The 14,764-nt window shown below is 57.6% G+C and carries 15 protein-coding genes; 9 read left to right on the forward strand and 6 right to left on the reverse strand.

The genetic code is table 11. The features are described 5' to 3' along the window. From ACIQYF_RS23170 to ACIQYF_RS23190, 5 genes are all read left to right on the forward strand, one after another. A partial coding sequence (locus ACIQYF_RS23170; protein WP_402866464.1) for a ribonucleoside-diphosphate reductase subunit alpha occupies nucleotides 1-1,191 on the forward strand: 1,191 nt, incomplete at its 5' end. Between the two features lie 402 nt (nucleotides 1,192-1,593). Beyond that, a complete protein-coding gene (gene codB, locus ACIQYF_RS23175; RefSeq protein WP_402866467.1) occupies nucleotides 1,594-2,859 on the forward strand; it encodes a cytosine permease in 1,266 nt (421 codons plus the stop codon). Next, nucleotides 2,856-4,079, forward strand: coding sequence for a PucR family transcriptional regulator (locus ACIQYF_RS23180; protein ID WP_402866470.1), 1,224 nt, complete (start codon nucleotides 2,856-2,858; stop codon nucleotides 4,077-4,079). The genes codB and ACIQYF_RS23180 overlap by 4 nt, the downstream gene beginning before the upstream one ends. Beyond that, the gene (gene codA / locus ACIQYF_RS23185) at nucleotides 4,076-5,317 is read left to right on the forward strand and encodes a cytosine deaminase (protein WP_402866473.1); all 1,242 of its coding nucleotides are present in this window, start codon (nucleotides 4,076-4,078) and stop codon (nucleotides 5,315-5,317) included. The genes ACIQYF_RS23180 and codA overlap by 4 nt, the downstream gene beginning before the upstream one ends. Nucleotides 5,318-5,639: 322 nt before the next feature. Continuing rightward, nucleotides 5,640-6,674 carry a hypothetical protein gene (locus tag ACIQYF_RS23190; protein WP_402866477.1) on the forward strand — a complete coding sequence of 345 codons (1,035 nt, stop codon included), beginning with the start codon at nucleotides 5,640-5,642 and terminating at the stop codon, nucleotides 6,672-6,674. Between the two features lie 133 nt (nucleotides 6,675-6,807). Here ACIQYF_RS23190 and flgE read toward each other — a convergent pair whose 3' ends face one another. The 6 genes from flgE to ACIQYF_RS23220 all read right to left on the reverse strand — a co-directional run bounded on the left by flgE (nucleotide 6,808) and on the right by ACIQYF_RS23220 (nucleotide 11,768). Next, nucleotides 6,808-8,136, reverse strand: coding sequence for a flagellar hook protein FlgE (gene flgE, locus ACIQYF_RS23195; protein ID WP_402866480.1), 1,329 nt, complete (start codon nucleotides 8,134-8,136; stop codon nucleotides 6,808-6,810). Nucleotides 8,137-8,156: 20 nt separating this feature from the next. Beyond that, a complete protein-coding gene (gene flgD / locus ACIQYF_RS23200) occupies nucleotides 8,157-8,882 on the reverse strand; it encodes a flagellar hook assembly protein FlgD (protein ID WP_402866482.1) in 726 nt (241 codons plus the stop codon). A 15-nt stretch (nucleotides 8,883-8,897) separates the two neighbouring features. Beyond that, nucleotides 8,898-9,341, reverse strand: coding sequence for a flagellar basal body rod protein FlgC (flgC, locus tag ACIQYF_RS23205; protein ID WP_402866485.1), 444 nt, complete (start codon nucleotides 9,339-9,341; stop codon nucleotides 8,898-8,900). A 3-nt stretch (nucleotides 9,342-9,344) separates the two neighbouring features. Further along, a complete protein-coding gene (flgB, locus tag ACIQYF_RS23210) occupies nucleotides 9,345-9,752 on the reverse strand; it encodes a flagellar basal body rod protein FlgB (protein WP_402866487.1) in 408 nt (135 codons plus the stop codon). 210 nt (nucleotides 9,753-9,962) lie between these two features. Then, nucleotides 9,963-10,790, reverse strand: coding sequence for a protein-glutamate O-methyltransferase CheR (gene cheR, locus ACIQYF_RS23215; RefSeq protein WP_402866490.1), 828 nt, complete (start codon nucleotides 10,788-10,790; stop codon nucleotides 9,963-9,965). 45 nt (nucleotides 10,791-10,835) lie between these two features. Further along, nucleotides 10,836-11,768: a chemotaxis protein CheV gene (locus ACIQYF_RS23220; RefSeq protein WP_402866493.1), complete on the reverse strand. Its 933-nt coding sequence runs from the start codon at nucleotides 11,766-11,768 to the stop codon at nucleotides 10,836-10,838. Nucleotides 11,769-11,843: 75 nt separating this feature from the next. Here ACIQYF_RS23220 and flgA point away from each other — a divergent pair, with 75 nt between their 5' ends. The 4 genes from flgA to ACIQYF_RS23240 all read left to right on the forward strand — a co-directional run bounded on the left by flgA (nucleotide 11,844) and on the right by ACIQYF_RS23240 (nucleotide 14,447). Further along, complete coding sequence (gene flgA, locus ACIQYF_RS23225) at nucleotides 11,844-12,614, forward strand: flagellar basal body P-ring formation chaperone FlgA (protein WP_402866496.1); 771 nt, start codon at nucleotides 11,844-11,846, stop codon at nucleotides 12,612-12,614. A gap of 151 nt (nucleotides 12,615-12,765) precedes the next feature. Beyond that, the gene (flgM, locus tag ACIQYF_RS23230) at nucleotides 12,766-13,095 is read left to right on the forward strand and encodes a flagellar biosynthesis anti-sigma factor FlgM (RefSeq protein ID WP_402866499.1); all 330 of its coding nucleotides are present in this window, start codon (nucleotides 12,766-12,768) and stop codon (nucleotides 13,093-13,095) included. 49 nt (nucleotides 13,096-13,144) lie between these two features. Continuing rightward, nucleotides 13,145-13,612 carry a flagella synthesis protein FlgN gene (locus ACIQYF_RS23235; protein WP_402866502.1) on the forward strand — a complete coding sequence of 156 codons (468 nt, stop codon included), beginning with the start codon at nucleotides 13,145-13,147 and terminating at the stop codon, nucleotides 13,610-13,612. A 91-nt stretch (nucleotides 13,613-13,703) separates the two neighbouring features. Beyond that, a complete protein-coding gene (locus ACIQYF_RS23240; RefSeq protein WP_402866504.1) occupies nucleotides 13,704-14,447 on the forward strand; it encodes a flagellar brake protein in 744 nt (247 codons plus the stop codon). The last annotated feature ends 317 nt before the right edge of the window (nucleotides 14,448-14,764 follow it).

Raw genomic sequence — 14,764 nt, forward strand, 5'->3', positions numbered from 1 at the left:
AAAGACCCGTGCAACCTGCGCAGCCCGCAGCAACACGTGGGCGTGGTTCACAGCTCGAACCTGTGCACCGAGATCACCTTGAACACCAACAAGGACGAGATCGCTGTTTGCAACCTGGGCTCGATCAACCTGCCTAACCACATCGTGGACGGCAAGCTTGACACCGCCAAACTCAAGCGCACCATCGACGTTGCTGTTCGCATGCTCGATAACGTGATCGACATCAACTACTACTCAGTGCCGCAAGCGCGCAACTCGAACTTCAAGCACCGTCCAGTGGGCCTGGGGATCATGGGCTTCCAGGACGCTCTGTACCTGCAGCACATTCCTTATGCCTCGCAAGCGGCCGTTGAGTTTGCTGACAAATCGATGGAAGCGGTCAGCTACTACGCTATCCAGGCGTCTTGCGACCTGGCTGACGAGCGTGGCGCTTACGAGACGTTCCAGGGTTCGCTGTGGTCCAAAGGCATCCTGCCGCTGGATTCGCAACAGATCCTGATCGAGCAGCGTGGCCAGAAGTACATCGACGTTGACCTGAACGAATCCCTGGACTGGGCACCGGTGCGTGCCCGTGTACAGAACGGCATTCGCAACTCCAACATCATGGCCATCGCACCGACCGCGACCATCGCCAACATCACGGGCGTTTCGCAGTCGATCGAACCGACGTACCAGAACCTGTACGTGAAATCGAACCTGTCGGGCGAATTCACCGTGATCAACCCGTACCTGGTTCGCGACCTCAAGACTCGCGGTCTGTGGGATTCGGTCATGATCAACGACCTGAAATACTACGACGGTTCCGTGCAGCAGATCGAACGCATCCCGCAAGAGCTCAAAGAGCTGTATGCCACTGCGTTTGAAGTCGACACCAAGTGGATCGTTGACGCGGCCAGCCGTCGTCAGAAGTGGATCGACCAGGCTCAGTCGCTGAACCTGTACATCGCCGGCGCTTCGGGCAAGAAGCTGGACGTGACCTACCGTATGGCTTGGTACCGTGGCTTGAAAACCACTTACTACCTCCGTGCCCTGGCAGCGACCAGCACCGAGAAGTCCACCGTTAACACGGGCAAGCTCAACGCGGTATCGAGCGGCAAAAACAGTGAAGACGTGGCAGCAGCACCTGCTGGCCCGGCACCGGTGCCAAAAGCGTGCGCGATTGACGAGCCGGATTGCGAAGCTTGCCAATAAGCTGAGTGGCCAGGCGGGTTAACCGCCTCGCCAAAAACCCCCGTTAAACCCTGGCAACAGTTGGGTTTAGCGGGGGTTTTTGTTTTTGCGGATTTAATTGCTTTTGACACACAACCGTTTAGCCGCGATCCAGACGGTGTTGACGCACCCCACCCCGCCGCCGTTGACGAGTCATGCCACGAAAGCCCACCTAAAACAGTGCACACGCGCTTCAAAATGAATCACTCTGCACAATCCAAATACTAAAAACCCACCCACTATGTTCACTCTGAACACCCGGCACTATCACCTGTGCCTGCTATTTCTCGACGTATCGACGCTCTGCAAAACAGGCCCGCTTATTGCTCTAGCCCAAGGGAGCCACTGACGACGGCCAACCCAATTGAGGCGGAGAAATATCACATGAGTTCACCCGGCGAATTTCCTTTAAGCGAAGCCCCCCGCACTGCACGCAAGGGCCTGCTGCCCATTTCCATGGTGCTGTTCAGTTTTACCTTCTTTACCGGAACCATGTTCGCCGGCAGTAAGTTGGGCATGGCGTTCAACTTCGTCGACATGCTGTGGATCGCCGCCATCGGCAATGGTCTGCTGGCGCTGTATGCCGCCGCCCTCGCGCTGATCGCATCGCGCAGCGGGCTCAATACGGTGCTCATGGGACGCTTCTGTTTTGGCGAGGTCGGCAGCCGTCTTTCTGACTTTATCCTCGGTTTTGCCGAACTCGGCTGGTACGCCTGGGGCACGGCAACGGTGGCCATTGTGTTGGTGAAGATGCTCGGCCTGTCTGAAGGCTTTACTACCCCGCTGATGATTATTTTCGGCCTGGGTTTCAGCATCACCGCCATCATTGGTTTTAAAGGACTGGATGTGCTGTCGCGCCTCTCGGTGCCGCTCATGCTGGTTTTGCTGGTGGTGTCCATGGTCCTCGCGACGCAGCACGTCGGAGGTTTCAAGGCGCTGGCCGCTGTTATCCCGCATGAAACCATGACGTTCTCGGCAGCGATCACCATGGTTTTCGGCACGTTCGCCAGCGGCGCGACTCAGGCCACCAACTGGACGCGCCTGTCGCGTACCGGCCGGATTGCCGTGATCGCCAGCGTGGTCAGCTTTCTGCTTGGCAATGGCCTGATGATCGTGGCCGGTGCCTGGTGTGCCATCGTTTATCAACAGGCCGACATCGTTGAAGTGATGATGCTGCAAGGCTTGTCGTTCGCCGCGGTGATTATGCTCTGCCTCAATCTGTGGACGATCCAGGGCCCGACGATTTACAACGTATCAGCCGCCGCCTGCCATCTCGTACGCAGTGAACGCCGCCGCACAATGACGCTGATTGCCGCCGCCATCGGCATCGTGCTGGCCATCGGCGGCATGTATGAAATGCTGATTCCGTTTCTGGTGCTGCTCGGCTCGATCATCCCGCCCATCGGCGGCGTGATCATGGCTGACTTCTGGTATCGCCATCGCGGCAAGTACCCGCTGCTGGCCTCTGTCAGCTTGCCACGCTACAACCTGCGAGGTTTGTCAGCTTATGCGATCGGCGCCACGCTGGCCTACGCCTCTCCCTGGATCGCCCCGCTGGTAGGCATTGCCGCCTCCGCTGCGTGCTACGTGGTGCTGCTGGAAATCAGCAAGCGCCGAGCGGTCGCGCCTCTGGTGCAGGAGGAAGCTTGAGTCTGACGGTAGAGGAGATTCTGGCGCTGGCCGGTCTCGAAGAAATGTCCTTGCGTGCCGGCGCCCGCAACCTGCACCGCACCGTGCGCTGGCCGTATGTGGCCGAGAACGAAGGCATTGGCGAATGGGTCATGGGCGGCGAGCTGGTGTTTGTCACCGGCATCAACCACCCCAGGGATGAGGCGAACCTGCTGCGCCTGGTGCATGAGGCGGATGCCAGCGGCATTGCCGGGCTGGTGATTCTGACCGGCGCAGCGTTTATTCAGCGCATCCCGGACGCAGTCATTGAGTTGGCCGAACGCTATGGCTTGCCGCTGATTGAACAGCCGTATTTGCTGAAGATGGTCATCGTCACCCATCTGATCGGCACTGCGCTGGTGCAGATGGCGCAGGCCAAGCGATCACGGCATGACATTCTGGCGCAGTTGCTCAGCGGCGATTACCCGAGCCTGGCCACCGCCCGCCAACGTGCAGCGCATTTAAAACTACCGCTCGACGGGCCGCGACGCCTGGTGGCGTTGCGCTTGTCGGCGGTCAATGTGTTGTTTGAAAGCCATGCCCCGGATGAAGCCGAGCGCTTGCTGCAACACATTCGCCAGGCCGTGCAGGACCATCTTGATGCCTGGAGCCGCGCCCTGCCTGATGCGCTGCCCGTGGTCGTACAGGGTGATTTGTTCATCTTGCTGCTGACAGACCACGAGAGCGTTCGCACAGCGCTGGCCAACCTCTATCATGACCTGCACCCCATCATCGGTAACATGGCGTTGTTTATGGGGCTGGCAAGCAAGGTTGAAGCCTGCAGCGATTACCCGCAGGCACTGAATCAGGCCCGGCAGGCGCTGGATGTCGCAGAAAACCTGCGCCCCGCCACTGGCCTTTGCGACTTCAATGAACTGGGGGTACTGCGCCTGTTGCAGGCCATTGCTGATCGCTCGGTGATCGATCTGTTCGTCAAACAAACCCTGGGCCGGATGGTCGAGAGCCGCCGCAAGCACCCCAACAGTTTGATCGAAACCCTGGACGCCCTGCTCCAGGAAAACGGCAACGCCCTCAAGGCCGCCCAAGGTTTAAACATCCACCGCAACACCCTTAATCAACGCATCCAGCGCATCGAGCAACTCAGCGGACAATCGCTCGATGACCCTCTTTTTAGAATGAATGCTTCAGTCGCCCTGCTGGTATGGCGCATGACCGAAGCCCAACGACAGGATCGACCATGAACATCATCAATGCCACATTGCGTAAAACCCCGGGCCTGCACACCGTCACGTGTGAAGGTGATCGCATCAGCGCCATCACTTTGCAGACTGGCCGTGTGTTGGCGCAGCCCGGCGACATTGACGCTCAAGGTCAGTTGCTGATTGCCCCGCTGGTTGAACCGCATATCCATCTGGATGCAACCCTGACTGCCGGCGAACCCGAGTGGAACCTCAGCGGCACGCTGTTCGAAGGCATTGAACGCTGGGCCCAGCGCAAAGAGACCATCACCCACGAAGACACCAAGCAACGCGCCCATACCACTATTCGGATGCTGGCCGAACACGGCATCCAGCACGTACGCACCCATATCGACGTGACCGACCCGACGCTAGGCGCGCTCAAAGCGATGCTTGAAGTGCGCGAAGAAGCGCGCCACCTGATTGACCTGCAAATCGTTGCCTTCCCGCAAGAAGGGATCGAATCGTATGCCGGTGGGCGCGAGTTGATGACCCGCGCCATCGAGATGGGCGCCGATGTGGTCGGGGGTATTCCCCACTTTGAGAACACCCGGGACCAGGGTGTCAGTTCAATCAAGTTTCTGATGGACCTGGCCGAACGCACAGGTTGCCTGGTGGATGTGCATTGCGACGAAACCGACGACCCGCATTCGCGCTTTCTCGAAGTGCTGGCCGAAGAAGCGCGCGTACGCGGCATGGGCAGCCGGGTGACCGCCAGCCACACCACGGCCATGGGTTCTTACGACAATGCTTACTGCTTCAAACTGTTCCGCTTGCTCAAGGCCTCGGGGATCAACTTCGTGTCGTGCCCGACCGAGAGCATTCACCTGCAAGGGCGTTTCGACAGTTTTCCAAAACGCCGTGGCGTGACTCGCGTGGCCGAACTGGACCGCGCCGGAATGAACGTCTGCCTGGGGCAGGATTCGATCAAAGACCCGTGGTACCCGCTGGGCAACGGCAACATTTTGCGGGTGCTGGATGCAGGCTTGCACATCTGCCACATGATGGGTTTTGAAGACCTGCAACGCTGCCTGGACCTGGTCACCGACAACAGCGCCCGCACCCTCAACCTGGGCGAAGGCTACGGCATCGTTGTCGGCCGACCGGCCAACCTGGTGGTGCTGGACGCCGAAAGCGATTACGAAGCGGTGCGTCGTCAGGCCAAGGCCCGCGTGTCGATTCGCGCGGGCAAAGTGCTGATGACACGAGTGCCAGAGCGCGTTGAATTCAGCCAGCGCTGATAAAGCCGCTGTAGCGCGGCGCACACCTCACCTGCAACAGCGAGATTGCTCGAAGTCTTGTGATCATTAAAAGATCGTGAGCAAGCTCGCTTCTGCGACATCGCTTGCTCACGATGCCAAACGCCATGGCGTTTTACCCTGTGCCACACCGTGTGTCCGTGCGGGCCTTTAATCACTGCTGCACTCTCGCCATCCTCTGGAGGTGTGCGACGCCACCGACGACCACAAAAGTTATCGATCAATAAGTGTTTACGGCATAATGCGCGCCAGCTGACAACCCTCCCAAGGGTTAACCACGCACTTAATCGATAAGCATGGACGTATGGATTCTTTCCACCTGTTGTACCTGCTCTATGGCGGCAATACCGTTTACCGCCAGGAAGCCAAATTCAGCATTCTGTCGGCCTTACGCGAACAACGCGTGCCCGCCAGCTTCACCATCACACTGATGACCGACGAGCCCCAGGCATTTGAGGGCTGGCCGGTCAACATCATCCCCCTGACCACCGACATCCTTGCCCACTGGAAAGGCGCAAACAGCTATACCCATCGGCGCAAGGCGTGCGCCATCGCCGCCGGGGTCAAGCTGGCGGAAAAAACCATTTTCGTCGACACCGACACGGTGTTTTTCAAAGACCCGGCCATGCTCTTTGAACGCGTCACCGACCAGCAATATTTGATGGATGAATTCGAATGGACATGGGCTCAAGCCAAGCAGCGCGCTGACTATGTGTCGTTTTCAAATGAGCTGATCGCCAAAGGCAAGGCCCCTGACGACAGCCTGAAGCTCTATAACAGCGGTATTTGCGGGATAGCCCGAGTCAATGCGGGCGTGATGGACAAGGCCATCGAGCTGATCGATGAATGGACCGACCATTACCTCAGGCTCCACACCATTGAGCAGATCGCGGTGTCTTTTGCGATGGGCGACGCCAAGGTCGTCACCGCCAACGACTGCATCCATCATTACTACTCAAAAAAGCGCTATCACCACACGATGAACAAAGGGTTCTTCGACAAATACGGTGAGCAGTACCATGCCGACTTGCCCAGGCTTTCAGCCACGGTTCCGGTGTTTTTCCCCCAGCCTTCCCTGCTCGCCAAAATCAAGGCTCAACCGCGCCTGATAGCCGTCGAAAAGGCGTTCAGGCCAGCGGCCAAGCTAATGATCCAGGGTGGGAAAGTGTCGACCGTCGACTACCTTCGTGCGTATTGCCGGGACGCCCTGTGGCGCAGGGCAGTCGAGTTGTTGCATCAAAAGCATGCGACCCCCCGGCAAATCGAACACCTGACAAAAATCTGCATTGAACCGTCGCAGCAGGCTGACTTCAAAACGCTGTTGAATCAGCACGTTTAACCAACCCGGCACTGCATAACGGTAGGAGCGAACTGGCCTCGTGATCTTTGGCTTTGAAAAATCAAAAGATCGCGAGGCAAGCTGGCGCCTGCAGACGTTGCGCGGCGCTTGAGTCTTCGCCGCGAAGGCGTCATCAGGTCATCTGAATGATGGTCTGCATGATGGTGCTTTGGGTCGAGATGGTTTTGGCGTTGGCCTGGTAGTTGCTCTGCGCCTTGATCAAGTCAACCAGCTCGTTGGTCAGGTTGACGTTCGAGTCTTCCAGGGAGTTGGAGGCAATAGACCCCAAGGTGCCCGTCTTCGGCACATCAAAACCGGCCTGGCCCGAGGCGTAGGTTTCTTTCCAGGCCGTACCACCCGCTGCCTGCAAGCCTTGCTCGTTGGTGAAGCTGGCCAGCGATATCTGACCAATGGCGCGGCTCTGGTTGTTGCTGAAGTTGGCGAACATCACGCCCGAACCATCAATGGTCAGGTTATTGATCTGGCCAGTGGCATAACCGTCTTGCGTCGGCGGGTTACGCGCGGTGTCGGTGTTGTATTGGGTGGTATTGGCCATGTTGATGGCAATCCCGGTCCCGTTGGCCGCCGCACCGTTAGACGCCCACTCTCCGTTAACGGTAGCGCCCGGAATCCAGTTACTGATAGTCAGGGTGCTGCTGACGATGGCGTCTTGACCTGCCACCGGGTTCGGGGTGGTCACGCTGCTCAATGCCCCCGTCGAATCGAACAACAGGGTCGACGGCACAGGGTCTTTCTTGCCGTCACCGGTGACCGGGCTGCCGTCAGGGTTGCGGCCGTCAATCAGGGTGTAAGTGCTCCAGGTGTTGGAGCCAGTCTTGACCATGTACTGATCCATCGGGTGCGCATTACCCTGAGTATCGTAGATGGTGGTGCTGAATTTTTTGCTGTAGCTGGCCGTTTCGGTTGGATTGAACGGGTTGTCGGTCTGGTTGATCACGTCCGAACTGGAGTTGAGATTGATCGTCGAGTCCACCTTGCCACTGGCCTTGGGTGCCAGGTTCGAGGTGTCGATGCGCAGGTCCGTCAGCACGCCGTTGATGACTTTGCCGTTAGCGTCCACGCCATAGCCTTGCAGGCGCGCAGTGCCGTCGGTGTTGGTCACATAGCCGTCTTTGTCGGCCTTGAACGTACCGGCACGGGTATAGCTCAGGGCGCCGTTGTCGCTCAATACAAAAAAGCCGCTGCCTTGAATGCCCATGTCCAGCAGATTGCCGGTGTTATTGACCGCACCCTGGCCGAAGTTTTGCGACACGTTGGCCAGATTGACACCGCTGCCGATGGTTTTGCTGCCCACGCCCAGCTTGCTGGCCGAGTACACATCCGCAAACTCAGCACGCGAAGACTTGAAGCCGGTGGTGGCGACGTTGGCGATGTTGTTGCCGGTAACGTCGAGTTGTTTGTTCGCCGCGTACAGGCCGCTAAGGCCGATATTGAATGACATGTATCTCTCCTTGAGTCGGCTTAGAGGCCAATGGTCTGGACTTTGGAAATACCAATGCTGCCCAGACCTGCGAGGTTGAGCATGATTTCGCCACCGGTTTTGCTCAGGGTCACGCTGTTAACCGTGGCTGGCAAATACGTGGTGAGCGCGGTGGTGCCGGTGTCGTTTTTGGTCGATGCACTAAAGGTGTAGGACCCCTTGTCCAGCAACACGCCCTCGTCGTCCTTGCCGTCCCAGGTAAAGTCCACGTTGCCGGCTTTCTGGACGCCCATATCGAGGGTTCTGACCACTTCGCCGTCAGCATCGGTGATGGTGATCGTGGGCTTGGAGTCCGCGTCTTTGACCACCACCGTGCCGTTGAAGGGCTTGGCGCTCGAGGGGTCGACATACGCTTCGCCGGTTTGCACGATCACCGAGCGACCGACCAGCGACGAGGCCTGCAAGGCTTGCGACGACTGCAAGCCCCCGGACAAGGAGTTGACCGTGTCGTTAAGCGTGGTGATGCCTTCAAGGCTGCTGAACTGCGCCAACTGTGCAACGAATGCAGTGTTGTCTTGCGGATCGAGCGGGTTCTGGTTTTTGAGCTGGGTTACCAGCAGTTGCAAAAACGCGTCCTTGCCCAGCGACTGGCTGCCGGTTGCCGCCTTGGAAGCGGCCTCCAGACTGGTGTCGGTGGTTGAGGTCTTGGCAGAGTTGGCGAGGATCTGATTCAGGGTCAAACCACTGGTGGAATCGGTCACGCTCATGTGTGTCGCCCCTTATCACTGACCGAGGGTCAGGACCTTCTGCATCATGGTTTTGGCGGTGTTCATCATTTCGGCGTTGGTCTGGAACGAACGACTGGCCGAAATCATGTCAGCCATTTCTTCAACCACGTTGACGTTGGGGTAGTACACATACCCCTTGGCGTCGGCAGAAGGATGATTGGGTTCGTAGCGGGCCTGCAGCTCGCTTTGGTCTTCGACCACGCCCAGCACCTGCACACCTTGGCCGGCAGCGTCCTGGTGTTGAAACAAGGAATCGCCGTTACCGCCCTGCGCGCCCTGAAACATAGTGGCGAACACGGGATGACGCGCGCGGTAGGTCTGATCGATGCTCGACGACACGGTTTCGGCGTTGGCGATGTTACTGGCGACGGTGTTCAGGCGCGTGGTCTGAGCGCTCATGCCGCTACCGGCAATATTGAAAACACTGGCTAGAGACATGAATTACTCTCCACGCAGGGCTGACATCAGCCCTTTGAATTTGCTGTTGAGCAGGGTAAAGCTGGCCTGAAAGTTGACCGCATTTTCTGCGTAATTCGACTGTTCGAGCTGAGCGTCTACGGTGTTCTGGTCAATCGAGGGTTGCATGGGCGTGCGGTACAGCAACGATTCGTCGCCGCTGCTCAGGCCTTGCGCTTCGATATGGCGGCTATGGGTCTTGTTCAAGGCAAAGGTGCCGTTCTGGTTTTTATCGTTCTGCGCGGCGAGCACAGCGGCAAAATCCAGATCCCGAGCCTTGTAGTTCGGGGTATCGGCGTTGGCGATGTTGTTCGCCAGCACTTCGGCGCGTTGTGCGCGAAAGCCCAGGGCTTGCTCATGGATACCGAGCGCTTTATCGAAGCTGATGCTCATGTCGGGAAACCTTTGTGGGCTGGCCTGAGGATGTGGCTCAGGCGTTACATGGCAGGGATAGAGCAAACCCCGTGCCAGTTTGGACAGCGCCGTATTTCAAGGCTTTGCGTGGAGTTGTAAAGCGGCAACGGCACAAAAGCGGCAACAGATTTCCGCTGCCTGCCGCTTTTCTGCCGTTCGAGGGTCGACACCCATCCCCTGTGGAGAATGTTATTTCGCCTGGTAGATGATGCCCGGGCTGCATTGAACCATCTGGTAATGGTCCGGCAAGCCGTTGAGCGCTTCGGAGGCGCCCAGGAACAAGTAGCCGCCCGGCTTCAGAGTGCTGTGAATGCGCAGCAGGATGTCTTTTTTCACTTCGGCCGAGAAGTAGATCAATACGTTGCGGCAGAACACGATGTCGAACTTGCCAAATCCGGCGTAGCTGTCCAGCAAATTGAATGAACGAAACTCAACCCGGTTTTTGATCGGCGCCTTGATCACCCAGCGCCCCGGCGCCTTGGGCTCGAAATATCGTTGCAAGCGCTCCTGCGACAAACCACGGCCAATCGCCAGGTTGTCGTATTCGCCGGATCGGCACGTGTTGAGCATCAGGCTCGACAGGTCGGTGGCAACAATTTGCACCCCCGACTTCAAGTGCCCCAGGTTGCTGCGCTCATACTCGTCGATCGCCATCGACAGCGAGTACGGCTCTTGCCCCGAAGAACACGCGGCCGACCAAATGCGCAAGCGTTGCCCCGGATGGGCCTTGGTCAACTCGGGCAACACTTTGTTTTTCAGGACTTCAAAGGGATAAGTGTCACGAAACCACAGGGTTTCGTTGGTGGTCATGGCATCGACGACTTGCTCACGCAACCCGCTGCGCGGCTGGCTCTGGATACGCTGAATCAGCTCACCCAACGACTTGATCCCTTGCTGCTCCATCAGCTTGTTAAGACGGCTGGAGACGAGGTATTGCTTGTTTTCACCGAGCAAAATGCCACAGGCTTTTTCCAGGAAGACCCGGAATTGTTCAAAATCCAAATTAGCCGTCGACAAATGATCGTGCCTCTAAAATCGTGTTGACCGCCAGGGGCTGCGCCCCTAGCTGTGGTCTGCTGCTTTGATCCGGTCGACAACCCGGGATGCCAGGTCATCAGGCCGGAATTTAGCCAAAAAGTCATCGGCACCGACTTTCTTGACCATTGCCTGATTGAAAACGCCCGACAGCGAAGTATGCAGAATGATGTGCAGGTTTTGCATCCGCGGATCGTGACGGATCTCGGCGGTCAGGGTGTAACCGTCCATCTCTGGCATCTCAATGTCCGAGATCATCATCAGAAACTCTTGCGCCGGGTCTTTGCCCTCGTCCGCCATTTTGCGCAAGTAATCCAGCGCCTGGCGGCCGTCGTTAAGCGACACCACTTCGACCCCGACCGATTGCAGGCAACGCGCAACCTGTTTACGGGCCACCGAGGAGTCGTCGACGGTCAGCACGCGTAAAGACACGGCCCTGGCTTGGGTTTCGACGTCCACCACGCCATGGGAGATGACTTCCGGCGATGGTGAGACTTCAGCCAGGACTTTTTCAACATCGATGATTTCGACGAGTTGATCATCAAGGCGAGTCACAGCTGTCAAATAATGGTCACGCCCAGCGCCCTTGGGTGGCGGATGAATCTCTTCCCAGTTCATGTTGACGATGCGCTCAACCGAACGCACCAAAAAGCCCTGAGTCTTGGTGTTGTATTCCGTGATGATGACAAACGGATTGCTCTGATCTTTCAGCACGCCCGCCCCGGTGGCCATCGCCAGATCGAGAATCGGAATGGTTGCACCGCGAATACTCGCCACGCCGCACACCACCGGGTGGGATTTGGGCATCACCGTCAGCTTGGGGCATTGCAGCACCTCCCTGACCTTAAACACGTTGATCCCGTAAAGCTGTGGCCCATCCAGACGAAACAGCAACAGTTCCAGGCGGTTTTGCCCGACCAGTTGAGTGCGCTGGTTAACCGCATCCATCACCCCAGCCATACTCAGCTCCTTGTAAAAACATTAAGTTGCGACACGCTACCCGGTAAACGGCACGGGCTTTGCTATTTAACCGCCATGAAGCCGAAAACGACAAAATCCTGCCATGGGCCAGCTCGCCAGCCCTTTCGTTGCCGCGTGTTGCGCATGCTCGCGGCTGCCTGCGTGCTGGGTGCAGCCACGCCTGCAAGTGCCGACACGTTCACTTCGCCTGATCAGCTTATCGGCGTGACCCAGGGCTTTCTTGAGTTCACCGTCGAAGACTACCTTGCCACTGGTCAGATTGAAGGCCGCTACGAGATTCAGGTCAATCAACTGGATCCTCGCGTGCGCCTGGCGCATTGCGACAAGGAATTGACAGCCACTCTCGAAAGCCCCACTCAGCCCATGGGCCGCGTGACCGTTCGCGTGCGCTGTGAGGGTAGCTCGCCCTGGACCATCTTTGTACCGGCACAGGTCAAGTTGTTCCGCGATGTGGTCACCGTCACGCACCCGCTCAAGCGCGGGGCAATTATTGATTACCCCGACGTGACCTTGCGCGAACGCGATGTCGGCTTGATCAGCCAGGGTTATATGACGGCGATTGAATTGGCGGTGGGACAAAAACTGCTGCGCCCCGTGGTTACCGATCAGGTGTTGAGCCTCACTCATCTGGAACAAGCCGCCACCGTGCGCAAGGGAGACCATGTGGTGATCAGCGCACGCAGCGGCACATTAAGTGTCAAGATGCCCGGCGAAGCGCTGTCCGATGGCGGTCTCAGTGAGCAGATCCGGGTCAAGAACCTGAATTCAAACCGGGTGGTCAAGGCGCAAATCACAGCGCCGGGGCAAGTGGAGGTGGCGTTTTAGAACGGTTGGCGTCTGCATTCCAACTTTCCTACACTGTGATTTGACGCAGATCAGTACCGACCTGCGTGAAGCTATGATCAATCGAGCCTAAAGTTTTTCCGGGGATGGCCGAAAACATGGCAAGCGTCCAAATACCCAGAGGTTTTTCGTTATGGTTATCGACTTCAGTCGTCTTAACAGTGCCCCGCCCTTAACCGGCAGTACGCGCAGCAACGCCAATCAGGAAACAGGCAGTGCCACGCAAGCGGCCCCTGTTGCAAAAAACCCTGAACAACCCGAGGCCAGCACCCCCAGCGGGGAATCTGTGCACCTGAGCCCAGCGGCCCAACAGTTGCAGAAGATCAGCGATTCGTTGCGTGATCAACCGGTGGTCGATAAAAACCGCGTCGCCGAGCTGAAACAAGCCATTGCCGACGGCAGTTATAAAGTCGACAGCAACAAGGTCGCCGGCAAACTGCTAAACATGGAAGCCGAGCGCTAGGCCCAGGGCCGATGCCAGGCTTTTGGACGCTTAACCCACAGAGCCCAACATGCACGACGAGAATTTGCTGCAACTGATCAATGACGACCTGGCACCGGCCGAGCAACTGCTGAGGCTGTTGCAGGACGAGTCCATTGCCCTTAAAGGGCGAGAGATGCAGGTGCTGGAAAACATTCTGGCGCGCAAACACTCATTGGTCATTTTGCTTGAACAGCACGGCCGCAAACGCAGTGAAATCCTGGCCAGCCTCGGCTTGCCGACCAACCGCAACGGCCTCGAAAGCCTTGCCAGCCATTCAAGCGTGGGCGAGCAATTGCTCAGCCAAAGCGAAGTGCTGAATCAGCTGCTGGCCCGCTGCCAAGAAGCCAACCTGCAAAACGGCCAGTCGATCCAGACCCAACAGGCAATTACCGCCAATCAATTGCGCATCCTCCACGGCGGCGAAACCCCATCGCTGTACGACGCTCGCGGCACCACCTCGCTCCTCAACAAACACCGCGCGTACAGCCAGGCCTAAGCCTGAACACATGCACTATCTAGACGCGCAACATGATGGCAAAATGCCGTAATTTTGCGTGTTGCTGTTTTTGTCCGGAGATTGATGACCCGTGTTCGATGCCCAAGATGCTCCGCAGCCGCCAAAGGTACTGACAACGCCTTTAGAGATCGCCTCCAATTTGCGGATGCTGCAAGAAAGCCATGACCCGCTGATCATCACCTTCAACGACCGTACCCAGCGTTTCCAGAGCTACATGGTTGAAGTCAACCGTGAGGCCAGCACAATGGCGCTGGACGAAATGATCCCACGGGACGGCGAGCGTTTTATTGAAGCAGGCATACCGTTTCGGGTTGAAGGTTTTCATGACGGCGTGCGCATTGCCTGGGAGTGCAACAGCCCTTTGAGCATTGATGACAGCGGCGAACACCGTTGCTATCGCGCCACCCTGCCCAAAGAAGTGATCTACCACCAACGCCGAAACGCCTTTCGCGCCGCACTGAAACTGGCGCATCTGGTAGACGTAAACGTGGCAGGCGAAAAACTCAAGGCACCGATTAAAGGCAAACTGCTGGACGTGTCGGCCACTGGCTGCAAATTGCGTTTCGAAGGCGACATCAGCGAGCGCATCCAATTGGGCCAAGTGTACGAGAGCTTCAGCGCCGCCCTGCCCTTTGGCCACATGACCACCCCGGTCGAGTTGCGTTACCTGCATTTTGAAGAGCGGATGAACATCACCTTCGCCGGCATGCGCTTTCACAACATCAGTGGCGCCGTGCAGCGCCAGGTCGAACGCTTTGTGTATCAACTGCAGCGTGATGCGCGACGGTTTGACAAAGACGACAACTACTATTGAGTGATTGGCTGGCTACTCCCTGCGACCTGTGTGGGAGCTGCCGCAGGCTGCGATCTTTTGATCATTTAAAAGATACGCAATGACTGACGCCCACAACGTGGGCGCATGGACTACATCTAACACCTCCAAACTCCTACCCAATATTCGCCTAAAGCCTTGGCCGGCATAGATCCGCCCTACATCCAGCCTCTGCACCGCCCTTGCACACTTGCGCACCGAAGAAAACCTGACGTTTTGTTACATCAGGACGACCGCAGCGCAAGGAATCGCGGATGTCACGCTCACAGCCCCCGTTTCGTTTCAGCCTGACCATTGAC

The sequence above is a fragment of the Pseudomonas sp. NPDC096917 genome (genome assembly GCF_044762555.1).
Classification (GTDB): Bacteria; Pseudomonadota; Gammaproteobacteria; order Pseudomonadales; family Pseudomonadaceae; genus Aquipseudomonas.

Bases quoted from the DNA above. Each gene is read 5' to 3' on its own strand.
- codB (WP_402866467.1), top strand. From the start codon at position 1,594: ATGAGTTCACCCGGCGAATTTCCTTTAAGCGAAGCCCCCCGCACTGCA.
- codA (WP_402866473.1), top strand. From the start codon at position 4,076: ATGAACATCATCAATGCCACATTGCGTAAAACCCCGGGCCTGCACACC.
- ACIQYF_RS23190 (WP_402866477.1), top strand. From the start codon at position 5,640: ATGGATTCTTTCCACCTGTTGTACCTGCTCTATGGCGGCAATACCGTT.
- flgE (WP_402866480.1), bottom strand. From the start codon at position 8,136: ATGTCATTCAATATCGGCCTTAGCGGCCTGTACGCGGCGAACAAACAA.
- flgD (WP_402866482.1), bottom strand. From the start codon at position 8,882: ATGAGCGTGACCGATTCCACCAGTGGTTTGACCCTGAATCAGATCCTC.
- flgC (WP_402866485.1), bottom strand. From the start codon at position 9,341: ATGTCTCTAGCCAGTGTTTTCAATATTGCCGGTAGCGGCATGAGCGCT.
- flgB (WP_402866487.1), bottom strand. From the start codon at position 9,752: ATGAGCATCAGCTTCGATAAAGCGCTCGGTATCCATGAGCAAGCCCTG.
- ACIQYF_RS23220 (WP_402866493.1), bottom strand. From the start codon at position 11,768: ATGGCTGGGGTGATGGATGCGGTTAACCAGCGCACTCAACTGGTCGGG.
- flgA (WP_402866496.1), top strand. From the start codon at position 11,844: ATGAAGCCGAAAACGACAAAATCCTGCCATGGGCCAGCTCGCCAGCCC.
- flgM (WP_402866499.1), top strand. From the start codon at position 12,766: ATGGTTATCGACTTCAGTCGTCTTAACAGTGCCCCGCCCTTAACCGGC.
- ACIQYF_RS23235 (WP_402866502.1), top strand. From the start codon at position 13,145: ATGCACGACGAGAATTTGCTGCAACTGATCAATGACGACCTGGCACCG.